Annotated in this window: 13 protein-coding genes and 1 pseudogene; 7 read left to right on the forward strand and 7 right to left on the reverse strand. The window is 35.4% G+C overall.

Going from position 1 to position 15,301, the window contains the following annotated elements; genetic code table 11:
- Positions 1-232: 232 nt before the first annotated feature.
- Positions 233-1,858 (reverse strand): tetratricopeptide repeat protein, encoded by a 1,626-nt coding sequence (locus LQV47_RS14140; protein ID WP_230037910.1) that lies wholly within the window; start codon positions 1,856-1,858, stop codon positions 233-235.
- A gap of 303 nt (positions 1,859-2,161) precedes the next feature.
- On the opposite strand from LQV47_RS14140, the gene LQV47_RS14145 reads away from it, so the two are divergent.
- Positions 2,162-3,322, forward strand: a complete 1,161-nt coding sequence (locus LQV47_RS14145) for a thioredoxin family protein (protein WP_230037912.1) — start codon at positions 2,162-2,164, stop codon at positions 3,320-3,322.
- Positions 3,323-3,477: 155 nt separating this feature from the next.
- On the opposite strand, the gene LQV47_RS14150 is transcribed toward LQV47_RS14145, so the two are convergent.
- On the reverse strand, positions 3,478-4,500 hold the full coding sequence (locus LQV47_RS14150; RefSeq protein ID WP_230037914.1) for a beta-ketoacyl-ACP synthase III: 1,023 nt from the start codon (positions 4,498-4,500) through the stop codon (positions 3,478-3,480).
- Positions 4,501-4,573: 73 nt separating this feature from the next.
- Between LQV47_RS14150 and LQV47_RS14155 the strand changes: the two genes are divergently transcribed.
- From LQV47_RS14155 to LQV47_RS14165, 3 genes are all read left to right on the forward strand, one after another.
- Positions 4,574-5,473: a CorA family divalent cation transporter gene (locus LQV47_RS14155; RefSeq protein WP_230037916.1), complete on the forward strand. Its 900-nt coding sequence runs from the start codon at positions 4,574-4,576 to the stop codon at positions 5,471-5,473.
- Positions 5,474-5,574: 101 nt separating this feature from the next.
- The gene (locus LQV47_RS14160) at positions 5,575-7,161 is read left to right on the forward strand and encodes a patatin-like phospholipase family protein (protein WP_230037918.1); all 1,587 of its coding nucleotides are present in this window, start codon (positions 5,575-5,577) and stop codon (positions 7,159-7,161) included.
- A gap of 97 nt (positions 7,162-7,258) precedes the next feature.
- On the forward strand, positions 7,259-7,711 hold the full coding sequence (locus LQV47_RS14165; RefSeq protein WP_230037920.1) for a hypothetical protein: 453 nt from the start codon (positions 7,259-7,261) through the stop codon (positions 7,709-7,711).
- An 85-nt stretch (positions 7,712-7,796) separates the two neighbouring features.
- Here the strand turns inward: LQV47_RS14165 and LQV47_RS14170 are convergent, their stop codons facing one another.
- Positions 7,797-8,327 (reverse strand): NAD(P)H-dependent oxidoreductase, encoded by a 531-nt coding sequence (locus LQV47_RS14170; RefSeq protein ID WP_230037922.1) that lies wholly within the window; start codon positions 8,325-8,327, stop codon positions 7,797-7,799.
- Positions 8,328-8,418: 91 nt separating this feature from the next.
- Here LQV47_RS14170 and LQV47_RS14175 point away from each other — a divergent pair.
- Positions 8,419-8,778 (forward strand): annotated as a pseudogene (locus LQV47_RS14175) (helix-turn-helix domain-containing protein).
- Positions 8,779-8,840: 62 nt separating this feature from the next.
- Here LQV47_RS14175 and LQV47_RS14180 read toward each other — a convergent pair.
- A complete protein-coding gene (locus LQV47_RS14180) occupies positions 8,841-9,404 on the reverse strand; it encodes a DNA-3-methyladenine glycosylase I (RefSeq protein ID WP_230037924.1) in 564 nt (187 codons plus the stop codon).
- A 269-nt stretch (positions 9,405-9,673) separates the two neighbouring features.
- Here LQV47_RS14180 and LQV47_RS14185 point away from each other — a divergent pair, with 269 nt between their 5' ends.
- Together LQV47_RS14185 and LQV47_RS14190 are read left to right on the forward strand one after the other, a co-directional pair.
- Positions 9,674-10,054 (forward strand): hypothetical protein, encoded by a 381-nt coding sequence (locus LQV47_RS14185; protein WP_230037926.1) that lies wholly within the window; start codon positions 9,674-9,676, stop codon positions 10,052-10,054.
- 42 nt (positions 10,055-10,096) lie between these two features.
- On the forward strand, positions 10,097-11,110 hold the full coding sequence (locus LQV47_RS14190; protein WP_230037928.1) for a TQO small subunit DoxD: 1,014 nt from the start codon (positions 10,097-10,099) through the stop codon (positions 11,108-11,110).
- 395 nt (positions 11,111-11,505) lie between these two features.
- Here LQV47_RS14190 and LQV47_RS14195 read toward each other — a convergent pair whose 3' ends face one another.
- From LQV47_RS14195 to LQV47_RS14205, 3 genes are all read right to left on the reverse strand, one after another.
- Positions 11,506-12,108, reverse strand: a complete 603-nt coding sequence (locus LQV47_RS14195) for a hypothetical protein (RefSeq protein WP_230037930.1) — start codon at positions 12,106-12,108, stop codon at positions 11,506-11,508.
- A gap of 403 nt (positions 12,109-12,511) precedes the next feature.
- Positions 12,512-14,089: a DHA2 family efflux MFS transporter permease subunit gene (locus tag LQV47_RS14200; RefSeq protein ID WP_230037932.1), complete on the reverse strand. Its 1,578-nt coding sequence runs from the start codon at positions 14,087-14,089 to the stop codon at positions 12,512-12,514.
- 97 nt (positions 14,090-14,186) lie between these two features.
- Positions 14,187-15,290 carry an HlyD family secretion protein gene (locus LQV47_RS14205; protein ID WP_230037933.1) on the reverse strand — a complete coding sequence of 368 codons (1,104 nt, stop codon included), beginning with the start codon at positions 15,288-15,290 and terminating at the stop codon, positions 14,187-14,189.
- Between the last annotated feature and the right edge of the window lie 11 nt (positions 15,291-15,301).

Raw genomic sequence — 15,301 nt, forward strand, 5'->3', positions numbered from 1 at the left:
GAAGAAATAGGCACGAATTCCGGATTAAAATTTTTGGTTTGATTAAAATTAAGTAGTTTCTCTATTGTAAAAGAAAACATATTCTGTAAATACAATAGAGATTAACTGTAGTATAATAGTGATCATTCCCGTTAAGCTGAAGCAAAGATAGGATAGCAATCCTATGATATAAAACAATAGGTTGTTCATTTTCGTGAAAATAGCAACAGTGAATTAAAAAAAACAGTGATTTTTAATCATTTTCCTGAAAACGAACATCTTTATCTGGTTGATTTTCAGAATCCAGATGCTTAATATATGCTGATGGAGAGAAATCAGTTACGGCTTTGAATACCGCAGCAAACTTACTGTGTGAAGAAAAGCCACATTCATCAGCTAAAATACTTATTTTGTACTGTCTGTATTTCTCGTCATTGATAATTTTATCCACGATATAATTGATCCTTAATCGATTAATATAAGATTTAAAGTCAGCACTTTTGTGCTGATTAATCACATAGGACAGATATTTTGTATTGGTATTAAGTTCACCCGAAAGAAAAGATAATGACATACTTTTACTGTTATAAAGTTTTCCTCTTTCAAAATCTTCCAGCAGTTCCAACAGTTTCGCCTCAGTTTCAGAAGTCATCAGAGATTCATTTCTCTTTTTACCGGCATCACTGTCTTTTTCTTCTATTTCTTCAACAGAAATATTTGAAAATTCAGTTTCATTAGGGGGTTGCTCCACTCTTTCTTTTGAACCATAAGCCAATTGCTGGCGGGTCCTTATCATACTTCTCAGTTTTGAGCGCTGCTTTTTCTCTTTTGTTCTGAAGAATATAATCAATCCAATAATGGATATGAATAATATAATGATGGCAACATTCTTTACAATATTCAGTTCTCCGTTTTTAGCGGTTTTATTGATGGTATTTTCTGGGTTTTTAGTGATAAACTCCTGATTGCGGACCGTAATACTGTCATAAGCTCTTACATATTTCACAGCATACAAAGATGCCTTAAATGTATCACCAATATCCTCATAATAATCATTAATATTAGAATATACAGCCTTTCGGAGTTTAAGGCTTCGGGAGGTATCTGCAATTTTTTCCGCTTTTTTAAGATACATCTCTGCCTCTTTCCAGTTTTTTTGTTTTAGGCGGATTCCTCCGAGACCATTATAAATCAACCCTAACGTACAGCTTCCTTTCTTAAGTAGTGCTTCCGCTTTTCTATAATAATTTTCGGAAACGAGGTAATCATTAAGCTTAAAATATACATCTCCCAAAACCTGATAAGAAACAGCGATTGTTCTGCTTTCATTGGAAATTTTTGCTTTTTCAAAAAATGTAAGGGAAGATTCAATATCCTTTATAGCATTCGAATAATTACCTAATTCCATTTCATAAAAAGCCATTTCCTGGTTCATCAGGCCTGCTGTTTCATTACTTTTCTGAAAATCGGTCATCAGCTTAGAAAATTCAAGACCTTTTACAATATATTTTTTTGACCTTTCATAAAGCCCAACCTGTCTGTATTGTTTGGCCAGCAGTCTGCAGATATAAATCATCTGTTCCGGATCATTGGTCCGGCTAATTAAAGAGTGTGCAGTCTCACTATAACCAATAGCTTTTTTAAAATTCCCTGAATAGTGATAAAGTTCCGAAGAAAGAATAAGGCTTTTTATCTTTTCCTGTGGTGTCTGTGCAGCTATATAGAGAGAGTCCGCAGTTTTAAAAGCTGCCGCCAAATTTTTATGAGAAGTGACAACAGTTGTCTTTTCACAGATCTGGTCAAAACTATTCTTTTCCTGAGCAGATATCGGGATTGCTGTTGCAAGAAAAAACAAAAGCTGGAGTACATTTTTAGGCATAAAAAAACAAATTATTATTCTTGTTTTATAATAACTCATCATCTTTTCAACGGGGTGTCTTTTTGTTTTTTACAAAACTACTAATATTTTACTTTTTATTAAAATATTCTCCTGTAATTTAATCATTTAAACCAAATCGTCAATTTACATTAATTTTAATAATAAGAACAAAATAATAAATGATCATCTTTCATATCAAAACTATGCCTATACTAAAATCAAGATTTATGTGTAATTATTTCCAAAATGATTGACTTAATTGTCATCATATTTATTACATTTGTATGGAACAAAATTAATTTCATGAAAAGATTAGCTATAATTTCAGCTTTATTTATAGGGATTTTTGCATTTGCACAGGGTATAAAATTTGAAGACGGCAACTTTGCGTCTGTCCTTGCCAAAGCAAAAAAAGAGAACAAACTCATATTCATTGATGCCTATGCTTCCTGGTGTGGTCCCTGCAAACTGATGGTAAAAAATATTTTCCCTTTAAAAAATGTAGGTGATTATTATAATTCTCACTTCATCAATGCTAAGATTGATATGGAAAAAGGAGAAGGTGTTGAATTGGCTAAAAAATACAATGTAAAAGTATTTCCTACTTATCTATTTATTGATCCAAACGGTGAAACTGTACACAGAACGATAGGCTATGTAGAAGAAAAAGACTTCATCCAATTTGCAAAAGATGCTGAGGATCCTAACAAGAAACTAACCGCATTAAAGCAAAAGTTTGAAAATGGAGAAAAAGATCCTGAATTTTTAAAAAATCTTGCCGGGCTTACCCTTTACAATGATACTGAATTTGCCGGTAAAGTACTGACCCGTTATTTCCAGCAGAAAACTGCCCTGGATCAGGAAGATGTTCAGATTCTTCTTTCAGGAACACAAAGTACAGAGAGTCCTTTGTATAAAATATTCCAGGAAAAGAAAGCTGAAATCATCAAATTTTATCCAGCAGATAAATATGAAAAATTTGAGAAAAACATCAAAGTAAATACCGTAGCGCAAAAGGCTTATAATGCAGATACAAAAACATGGAATGACAATTATTTTATGACAGGAACCCAGACTTTCCTAAGCAAAGAGGAAGCTGAAAAGGTATTAAAGAGAATGAAAGCCAACAGAGCTTTAAAAAACAAAGATATTCCTGTTTATGAAAAATTAATCCTTGAGCTGTATCAGGACTATTCTACGGCAAGCTCCGGAGAATTAAACTCTCTTGCCTGGAATTTCTTTGAAAATGTAAATAACAAAGCATCTTTAGAAAAAGCTATCACCTGGGCACAGGAATCTGTAAAAAAAGATCAAAGTTTTGCCAATACAGATACTTTAGCTAACCTCTATAATAAAGTAGGTGATAAGAAAAATGCAAAAATATGGGCTGAAAAGTCTATTGAACTGGCAAAAACTTCCGGAGAAGATTCAGCAGATACAGAAAAGTTACTAAAAAGTCTTTAACAGATAAAGCATAAAAAAAACAAACCCGGCAGATAAAATCTGCCGGGTTTTTATGTAACAATCTTTTGTCGAATCTATGATTCTGCCACTATTCACGGAAGGAAATCATTCCTTTAAGGGTGTATCCGAAGATTAAATAAAATGGTAGCTCTATCTTAATATTCAAACAAAACACTTCCCCACGTAAACCCGCTTCCAAATGCAGAAAGAAGGACTAAGTCTCCCCTTTTTATTTTACCTTCTTCAATGGCTTCACTTAAAGCAATTGGAATGGAAGCTGCCGTTGTATTTCCATATTTCTGAATATTATTATGGATCTTCTCATCCGGCAATCCGAATTTCTGCTGAACAAACTGGGCAATTCTAAGGTTCGCCTGATGAGGAATGAACATATCAAGCTCTTCAACTGTTTTTCCAGCTTTATTTAAAGCTTCCAACATCGTTTCCGGAAATCTTGTTACGGCATGCTTGAATACAAAATTACCGTTCATAATCGGATAAACTTCTTTATTGGTTACATTTTCCGGTTCTTTTCTCATTCTATCGCTCCATCCGAATTTAGAACCTGGAAACTGTGTACAGAGTTCATCTGCATATTTACCTTCAGAATGCATATTTACCGCTAAAATATCTCCTGAAGTTTCATCTTCTGTAGCACAAAGCACCACTGCTCCTGCTCCGTCTCCGAAAATAACAGAAACTCCTCTTCCTTCATCAGAAAAATCCAATCCGAAAGAATGAACTTCGGCCCCCACCACAAGGATATTTTTATAAGTACCGGATTTAATAAAGGCATTGGCCACACTCATAGAATAAACAAATCCGGAACATTGGTTTCTCACATCCAGCGCTCCAATAGTATCACATCCCAGCATATCCTGAAGCAACACCCCACAGCCTGGAAAGTAATAATCCGGTGAAAGGGTAGCGAAAACGATGTAATCAATATCTTTAGCTGTAAGACCTGCATTTGCAAGTGCTTTTTCTGAGGCTTTAAATGCTAAATAAGCAGTAGTTTCCTGAGAATCATTTCTATTCTTACGGTGTCTTCTTTCTTTGATCCCCGTCCTTTCTGTAATCCACTCATCATTGGTGGTCATTAACTGCGACAGATCATCATTGGTAACAACATTATCCGGAACATAAAATCCTACTCCTTTTATGGTACTTTTAATCATATAGTTTTTTAATTTTGGTAAAGATAAAACTTATTTAAAACATAGTATTTCAAAATATTAGTATTTTTACTTTATGCCAATTGATATAATATACAGAAGCTCCCAGTGTGAATGGGTAGATGTAGAGGCTCCTACAGCAGAAGACCTTAAGTTTCTTCATGAAAGATATGAAATTAACAACCTTCTTCTGGAAGATACCATGGACCCAAACCACCTTCCCAAATATGAAGAGGACGGTAATGTAAAATTCTTTCTCCTTCGTGAGAGCACAGAGCTGGAAAGAAAAAATCTGAATACTATCAGCGATATCAGTACCAAGATCGGAGTTTTTTTACTGGATAATACCATTATCACAATCCACAGGATGAAGACCCGAAGTATTTCTGAGACCAAGAAACAGATATCGGTAATTCAGGAAGACGTTACTCCTCAGAAAGTTCTTTTAATGATTGCTATATTGATCATGAAAAGCTTTGATGATGAATCCCTGAGCTTATTTGAAACTATGGACAATATTGAGAATGAGATTTTCCTCAAGAACACCAATCATACCAGTCAGATCCGAAGACTTTATAAACTGAAACGGAAGTCCGGATTGAATTCACGGGTGTTGGTTATTTCTACCGATGCTATAGACAAATTTAAATTATTGGATCTTCAGGATTCTGAAATTGTCGATTTAAAAGACAAGCATAAGGATGTAGTTGCCGATTTCGACCATTTAAATATACAGATCACCAACCTTATTTCTATGTTTCTTGCACTTTCTGATCAAAAAGCCAATCAGGTCATGAAAGTGTTGGCTATCTATTCGGTTTATTTTTTACCAATCACCTTTATTGCCGGTGTGTATGGGATGAACTTTGATAATATGCCTGAGCTTCATCATAAATATGGCTATTTTATAACGATGGGGATCATGGCTACTGTAGTGATCAGTACATTTATCTATGTAAGGCGCAAACAATGGTAATCTGAAGTCAATAAGCAGCCAGCAAAGAATGAAGCAGAGCAGTGGCATCAGTTCATTGAGAGACTGCCTCTGTCTTTTCCAACCACAAAAAACAAAAAACTATGAAAACTGAGGATCTTAAAAAAATTCTGAAAGATAATTCGCTTTCATCAGCATCAAAAGAAAAGCTTGCTGCCCTGCATGAAAATATTTCATCCAAAGAATTCTCTGATCTACTGGATCAGCATGGAAATCAGTATGTAGAGTTTGTACAGGAAGGAGGCGGAGTCTGGGGAAGTGCCCTGGTAGGCTATCTTTATGGGTTGGAGATCTTTGGAGTCCGTTTTTTAAAGGTGGCGGGAACCAGTGCCGGAGCCATTAATACTATGCTGATTGCAGCCTGTAAAACTAAAGAGGAAGCCAAAAGTGAGCTTATTAAAGATATTCTTTTCAGCTGGAATTTTGCTGATTTTATGGATGGTAAAACATATGTAAAAACAACCCTCCATTCCATGCTGAACAATAAGAACTTCTTTACCATTAATCTCATTATTGCCATAGTACTGTTCATTATTCTGATCAGTATTCCTTTTGCAGTTCCATCAGAAACAATACTGAATGCCAAGCTTATGTTTCTGATCCCTCTGATTCCGGCAGTTATTCTCTTTTTCTGTATCAAAAAGCTATACAACAATTTCAGAAAAGAAAACAGCGGACTTAACCCCGGAAATGTTTTCACAGATACCATGAGAAATGCCCTCGATAGTTTTGGAATAAAAACGGTTGCCAACCTCAATGAAAAATTTATCCGCAAAGAACATAATCTTAACCTCAATTACCGTTATGGAAACGGCGAGGAATATTATACACGGGCTTTGCAGAGTATAGAAAAAATTAAAACTAAAAACCTGGAACATATTGACCAGACCCGGTACAGAATTTTCTACGAAAGTGCCGTGAATAATGATTATTACAAAAACAATCCGTTTTATCAGCTACGGTCAGAATATATTGTAATCACCACAGATATTAATGCCAAAATAAAAGTAGAACTTCCCACCATGGCCAATTTGTATTGGTCTGAAGAAGAGCTCAAACGCATCAGCCCTGCAGAATTTGTGAGAGCTTCCATGTCTGTGCCTTTCTTTTTTGAACCTTTTCAGAAAAGGATCAATAAGGATGATGATTCTGTGAAATATGCCTGGAAATTCTGGATGAATACCAAACCGCAGGATATTAATCCTATAGGTATATTCATTGATGGTGGCAGTATCTCCAATTTCCCGATCGATATTTTCCATGCGGATGAAGTTTTCTACCCAAGAATGCCCCTTTTTGGAGTACAATTGACCAATGATTCCGATATTCTTTCTGAAAAAGGAAAAACAAGCGAGGAAATTCTTAAAACACCCTTCACCTATGCCGGAAATATCATCAGTACTTTAAAAGGTTTTAATGACAAAACCTTTCTTACCAAACATACTTTTTATCATCTGTTTAGTATACAAACCGTCAATTGCGGAACCAGCAGCTGGCTTAACTTCTTCATGAAAAAAGAGGAAAAGGAAGAGCTTTTCAACAGAGGCTTTCAGGCAGCACTTGATTTTCTCAACCAGTTTGACTGGGAAAAATACAAGTATGAAAGAATGATGCTCTCTATGAAAGAGAAAAAAATCCTAAAAGAAGAGGATACCCCTACGGTGGGATAAGGATTTTTAAATATTTTCGTTAAAAATAAAATAGACTATGAAATATATCTGTGAATGCCACGGAGAAAAATGCTGAGTAAATAAAATATTTCCAGGAATGAAAAAAAGTATTGTACAAAAATTCTCTATTATTCTTCCAGTTTTAACTATAATATTGATTGTGTTGAGTTTTGTTCATGAGAGTTTCTGGATAAAACAGATGCTCAAAAAACCCAGATATACAGTTGCGGAGGCTACTACAGACTGGCATCAGAAGAATAACAATGGTGTAGGAACAGATTATAAATATCGGGTTAAAGACAAAATATATTTCGCAACTACAAATTGTTCTTACCAAAAAGGGGATCAGTTTCTTATCATTTTTGACTCTCTAAAACCTAAAAATGCAAAGGTCCTTGGTATCTACTCTATTGAAAATTATCTTATTGATTTAAAAATCCCTGTTGATGGTTGGAAGTATGAGGATGTTCCATTTAAAATAGACAGCAATACCATAAAAAAGTATGTGCAGGACGGAAATATTGAACCCTTTGAATACAATCAGGAATAATCTTCAATGAGTATAGCAAATTCGGGGAAAAAGTAAGTTGAACTTACAATAGGAAATCCGAATAAGTCAATTTACTTTTATTGCATTATAATTTATCCAAAAACTCCAGATACATCGGAACACTTCTTTCAATCCATTCATCAGAAGAATTACGTTCTATTCCGTAATATACAAAAGGGTCCTTATACTCTGCTTTTATATAGTCAAAGGTCAATTCATAAGGCTGGAAAAGTTCATTCATTGTATATTTATATTCTCCGGATGCACTATACCCATCTTCATCAATTCCTGCAGTAACAGCCAGAGACATTTTCTTTCCTCCAAGCTTATAACCGCTGCTGCTTCCATAGGCCCAGCCATACAAAACAACCTCATCCAGCCATTGTTTTAACAGCGGCGGACTGCTAAACCAGTAAAAAGGAAACTGAAATACAATTTTATCATATAATTCCATCAGTTCCTGCTCTTTAGCTACATTAATCTTTCCATCAGGGTATGCTTTATACAGCTGATGAACAGTATATTTTTCAGGAAATTTCTTGAGTTCTTCAATCCATCTTTTATTGATTACAGACTTTTCAATATCAGGATGAGTGACAATAATTAAGGTTTTCATTCAATTTAAATTTCTATGCCAAAAATACGATACGTAACTTACATTTTGTACATTAGCAACCTATTGTATGGTACTATAAAAAATGTAAGTGATGACTAAAATAAAAGAAACCTCCACTAATTTTGCCAATAAAAAAGCTCTTGCTGATGAATGTCCGGAAATCTATGCTTCCAACCTTATTGGAGGGTAGTGGTCTTTGGCTATCTGCTGTTATCTGATCAACGGCAAAATGAGGTTTGGAGAACTTAAAAAAAAGCTTCAGAATATTACTGAGCGTATGCTTACCTTACAGCTTCGGAGACTTGAGGAAGACCAAATTATTACAAGAACTGTTTTTGCTGAAGTTCCACCACGGGTAGAATATGAACTTACAGAAATTGGGTATAAACTGAAACCTATTATTCTGGAGTTTGAAAAATGGGGGAATGAACATAAACAGCTTATGAAGTAGAAACTTAAGATAGCATAAACTTGTGCCGACAGAATATCAGCCGGCACAAATTAATATTGATTTTATAAGTTATCTTCAGCTTGTTTCCATAGCGGATTTTGTTCCAAAACTTTATCATAAACGGGACAGCTTTCTGTATGACATCCTTTCAGATATCCCGTACTCATCAAAAATTCATTTACAATCTCTCCTCCTGTGAATTTGAATGTTTTTTTGAAAAGCTTCATCCATTCCTGTAATGTTTTAGGATGATAGTGCTCCAGCCATTTTTCAAAAGAACCAAAGTTTTTCTGAAGTTCCACAATGGTTTTGGCATTTTCAATCGCAGCATTCACTTTTAATCTATTTCGGATGATTCCACTGTCATTCAGGAGCCTTTCACGGTCTTCTTCAGTATAGGCTGCCACTTTCTGAATATCAAAATTGCTGTATGCTTTTCTGAAGCTTTCTTCCTTTTTTAAAACCGTTTCCCAGCTAAGGCCGGCCTGATTTATTTCCAGAAGTAATCTTCCGAACAGCTCATTATCATCATGAATAGGAAATCCATAATAATTATCATGATAATTTTTGTGCAGCTCTTTTCTGCTTTCAGGCTGCATCCCCTCTATGGCTAAACAATAACTCATGTAAGTATATTTTCTGTTTTGTTAAAATTTGAAATATAGTATTTTTTCCACAAACCCTTTGTCAGTAAGAAATGATAAAGATAAGGCAGGGGTATGACAACTGTTAGTCAGGAGAGGTTTACATTTTATTTTTTTAGCCTCATTTTTTAAACAGATTATAAATTAAATTATTTTTAAGCTGCCAGACAGCCTTCCTCCCCTGCTTATGTATAGATGAATTCTTAGAATTTATTGAGCCTACATTTAAAATAAAGTGTAGTTTTGTAAAAATGTCAGACACAGGAATCCATATAAAGACCTATAAAGCCATCATAACGATGCTTATTCTGGCATTTTCATTATCACCATGTTCTGTAAAAAGAGATGTTCTTGACATTTTTGACATCCAGTATATCAATGGCTTAAATAAGGTAAAAACAACTTCCTCCTACCCTTCCAGCTGTGATGTATCTTCTACAGCATCCAGGTTTTCAGTTTCAAAAAGCAATATTAAATTAATCGGTAAAGGTTTCTTTTATCTGAATTTCTCCGTACAAAAAACGGAAAATGAAAGATTCTCTTTCAACAAATATTCCGGGCATACCACAGGCAACAGTCCTCCAAAGTATATTTTGTTTAAAAGATTAAAATTAAGTTTGATACAGGTTTAAAAACATCAAACTCAATCAGTCTTTTACATAAAATAAACTTTAATGAAACATACCATAAAAAGCCAGTCTTCAGATTTGGCAGGCTTATACACTTTATCTCTCCGAATGGTTATCGGATGGACTTATTTTTCAGCTTTTTGGCGCAGGCTTATCCTGGAAAACAAACTTACCCCCGATGAAAACGGATATATCGGAGAAAAATTCAATCACTTTCTACCGAATGCCTTAGGAATAAAACCCATTATTGAATATCTAGTTACCCATCCAGATGCCCTACAGCAGTCTATGATGATTTTTACCATTATTGAAGCTATAGTAGGTTTATGTATCATTCTGGGATTATTCACCCGGTTCATGAGTATCGGAATCTTTGGTCTTGCCTTAGGAATTCTTCTGGGTTCAGGCTGGCTGGGAACAACATGCCTTGATGAATGGCAGATCGGCGTTTTGGGAATTGCAGGCGGATTTGTTCTTTTTCTCACGGGAAGCGGTCCTTATTCTCTGGACTACTATTTTATGAAGAAAAACAGAGCTTTTACTCAAAAAAAATGGTTTAAATGGCTGGGATCCGGCAATTTACCCATTTCAAAACCTAAGATTATTGTATTGACAGGTTCTTTGATTATTTTTGGACTTACCCTTTACACCAACCAATATTTTCATGGTGGCGTCTGGGGAACATTACACAATAAATCGGTAAAACCAAAGGTTGAAATTTCCAATATCTCACACAATAATTCAGATTTAAAATTTGAAGTCTATAGAACTGAAGGTGCCGATGTATATGGCTCTTTCCTCATAGGGATCCACATTCTGGATAAAAATGGAAATATATTAAAAGAACTGAATCATCAGGAGCTTTCAAAATTTTCCAAAGAAAACATTCACAACCATTATGTAGCTAAAGTAAAACCCGGAAAACACAGCCTGGTGCTTCCATTGGGAGCAAAAGCTGATATTATGATTGACATCAGAGATATTCTTCTGAAAGATAACATGTATAGCTTAAAACTTGTTGATATCAGTGGCATTGAATGGATAGGAAAAATCCGATAAGTTTTTAATTACAATTTGTCATTTTTGGTAAACGTAATGGTATAATATTTTTCAATTGAGTTTATTTTATTTTAAAATCAAGTGATGAACCATTTTTTGACTATTGCGTTTACCAATATCTGACTTCTTTTAAAAAACTATGTTATTAATAAAAAAGGCCTGATTATGAATGGATCAGCGCAGCATTATTATGCGAGTATGAGAGACCGTTTTTAGGTTTTGGCTAAAGCCAAATTGGATGGTCCTTTCAAGAAAACGGGCTAAAGCCCGTTTCTATTGATGCAGAAGGTGTTTAATGATCACATTATACATTATACATTATACATTATACATTATACATTATACATTATACATTATACATTATACATTATACATTATACATTATACATTATACATTATACATTATACATTATACAAACCTTATACACACATGAACTGTCCGGATTCAGTTCCAGTACTTTCATTTCAAGTAAAACATCCAGCCCCATGGCATCGCATACTCCCTGTACGAAAGGTTTGATCACCGGCCATTTTAATAGATGGGCAATTTCAAACTCTTGTGTTATTCTATGGTAGCGATCCACTCCTTGTATCAACATTTCAATTTTATGGTCATTCAATTCTTTAAATTCAAAACTATATTCGGGACTGGATGTAAAAACTGCTCCTATAAGTATTTTTGCTACAGCCGGAATTCCGGGTTTCAAACCGGGTTTGACGGCAAGGTTTTTCAAAGCCATTTTCGATCCCAGATCATACATAAAGCTGCTGGAAAGGAGTTCAACTGCTTCAGCACCAAAAAGCTTTCCTGTTTGCCTAAGCATTCCTCCGTAAAAAGATCCTGTAATATCTGAAAGTCGCTGCACCAGCTCTGTAAAGGTTCCTGGAAAATAATCCGAAATAATCTGCTCCATATCCATTTCAGGGAGATAAATATCATTTTTTCTGAAATCGGATAATGCCACAAATGTTTCCGGCAGTTGTACGTTATTATTCATGGTGAAAAGTTTTTAATATCCTGATAATTATATACCTGGTTTATAAAACGGCAACAGCGTTTTTATTTCAATGAAAATAAACACAGGAATACCACACAATGGAGGTTTTAAGATATTGCCGGCAGCAATTCTTCGGGCAGATGTATTTTGTAATACTCCGGAATTCCCCTATTGAAAAGGGAAAATATTGATGAGGGGAACTTATTCATATTTTTTCATTTTGTACAGTAAAGTTAAAGAAAATAAACAAATTCTCCAATAGGTGATATTGTTTTATTAAATACACTAATTATTTAGTTATACAATATTTACATCCGTAATACAATACTATCAATGATTGGTTTTATTTAAAATAGCCTATAAACAAACCTCCGGAAAATTTCCGGAGGTTTGTTGTGTAAATTTAGTGCATGGCTTCACTCAAATCTATTTTTTCTTTGCTCTTTCTTTCTTTTACAAGTAAGATAAACGGAATACATATCAAGAATACGATTCCGAGGTAAAGAAATACATCCATGTAAGACAATACCGTTGCTTGCTTGGTTACTGACATGTCGAGCATTTTATAGGCGGCATTCATTGCTGCATCAGGGGTCATTCCTTTCGCAACAAAATTTGCTTTAAGAGCAGCCAGTCTTTGCTGGACATCAAAACTGTTTTCGTCAAGGTGAGAAATCAGGTTATTTCTGTACTTCTGGCCTGCATTGGCAATAAAAGTAGTAATGGCTGCAATACCGAAAGACCCTCCAAGCTGTCTCATCATCCCGGTAAAGGCAGCTCCTTGTCCAATTTCCTGACCTTTCAGGGTACTTAATGATAAGGAGGTGATCGGGATAAATAATAATCCGAGCCCGGCTCCTCTTACAATAAGCATCCAGAAAAAGGCGTCTTTACTGGTATCCGGTGTCAGAATTTTATATCCCCAGAAACTATAGACAAAGAAGATGAACAGTCCCAAAGACACTAAGATCTGCTGTTTTGCTCCTTTTGCCAATAACCTACCGATAATAGGCATCATGAAAGCAGTGGTTAATGCTGCCGGAATCATCAATGCTCCTGACTGCAATGCCGTCCATCCCAAAATACTTTGCGTATAAAGAGGAACAATAAATGTAGACCCATATAATCCGAATCCCAACACAAATGACATCATTGTTCCGATTCTCAAATTACTATTTTTAAGCACTCTAAGTTCAACTATCGGATATTTAAAGGTAAGCTCCCGCCATAAAAACAATATAAATCCTAGAACAGCAGCTATGGTAAATGCTACAATCATTCCGCTTTCAAACCAATCCTCTTCATGACCTCTCTCTAAAATGAACTGTAATGAACCTACCGTCACTGCCAGTAATCCAATACCAATCCAGTCTACATCGGATACCTTACGTTTTTCAGCATATTTCGGGCTTCTTACAAACTGAAGTGTCATCAAAGTGGCCGCAATTCCAATAGGAATATTGATATAGAAAATATAAGGCCAGCTGAAATTATCCACAATATATCCTCCTAACGGCGGACCTAAGGTAGGGCCTATAATTACCCCCAGCCCATAAATGGCCTGAGCCATACTTCTTTTCTCAATCGGATAAGATTCCGTGATGATCGTTTGTGAAGTTACCAATAGCGCTCCCCCACCAATTCCCTGCATCAATCTGAAAAATACCAATTCCCAAATATTCGTGGCGTTTCCACATAAGAATGAAAATATGGTAAATATGATGATGGAAGCCGCAAAATAGTTTCTACGTCCAAATTGCTGTGAAAGCCAGCTCGTCATCGGTACGACAATTACGTTACCTATTGCATAAGCCGTAATTACCCAACCTACTTCAGAAAGTGTGGCTCCAAGGTTACCCTTCATCTCATTCAAGGCAACATTTACAATCGTGGAGTCCACAATTTCAAGCAGAGCACAAAGAATTGCTGTAATCGTGATGATTACTCTTCGGGCTCCATATTCTACTAATGAATCTTGCATATATTTTTAATAAGTACAATGTAAAAAGTACAATGTAAAATGTCTTTTTAAGCTACATTAATATACTTTGTACATCTTATATTGTACATTGTATAAATTATTTCAAAGAAACCTCTGCTTTCACGTTCATTCCTGTTCTTAATCTTTTTGCAATATTTTTATCAAGGTTTACAAAATCAATTTTTACAGGAAGTCTCTGAACTACTTTCACGAAGTTACCACTCGCGTTATCCGGAGGCAAAATGGAGAACGTAGCACCTGTTGCCGGAGAAAATGAGCTTACTACTCCTTCAAATTCTTTGTCAGGAAAAGCATCAATTTCAATTTTCACTTTTTGTCCTTCCACCATTTTATCTACCTGCGTTTCTTTGAAGTTGGCCACTACCCATTTCTGATCATTCTTTACCAAAGCAAACAGCTGTGCTCCTGCCTGAAGATACTGACCAGCCTGAGTAGGTACTTTTCCTACATAGCCATCTTCTGCAGCAAGAATTACGGTATATGACAAGTTTAATTTTGCATTTTCAACATCTACTTCTCTTTGTTTTGCTACAGAACCTGCAACACTGATTTGCTGAGAGCTGGCAGCCGTTTGAGAGGATGCGATATTTGTTTGCTGAGCAATCTGATTCCTCTGATCCACTAAAACCTGTAACTGTCTGTCTGCAGACTGTTTTGCTGCCAAAGCCTGCTCATATTGCTGCTCTGTAATAGAATGGTCTTTTACAAGATTAGCATATCTCTTTAAATCCTGAGAAGTTTTCCACACATTTACTTTTGCTGCTTCTATCTGTGCATTGGCAGTAACTACTGCTGCTTCAGAAGAACTGATATTTTTTGAAGTGGCTGTTGTAGTAGCTTCGGCATTTGAAATATTGCTTTTAGCCGTAGATAAAGCAGCCTGAGCTTGCTCAAGGGCCATTTTCTGGTCTCTGTTATCTAAAATAACCAGCGTATCTCCTTTTTTTACAAACTGATTATCTTTTACTTTCACTTCAGTGATATATCCTGAAATTTTGGAAATCACCGGAGTCATATTAGAAGCAATCTGAGCATCATCCGTTTCTTCATGATACTGTCCGTAAGTAAATGCTCTGTAACCATAGATTCCTCCTCCGATTACTACAGCTGCTAAAATGAGAGGAAAGACTAAACTTTTTTTCTTTTTAGGTTCAACTGCCTGTGTATTATTATTTTCCATGTGGGTTCGAT

This window comes from Chryseobacterium sp. Bi04 (assembly GCF_918698085.1).
GTDB lineage: Bacteria > Bacteroidota > Bacteroidia > Flavobacteriales > Weeksellaceae > Chryseobacterium.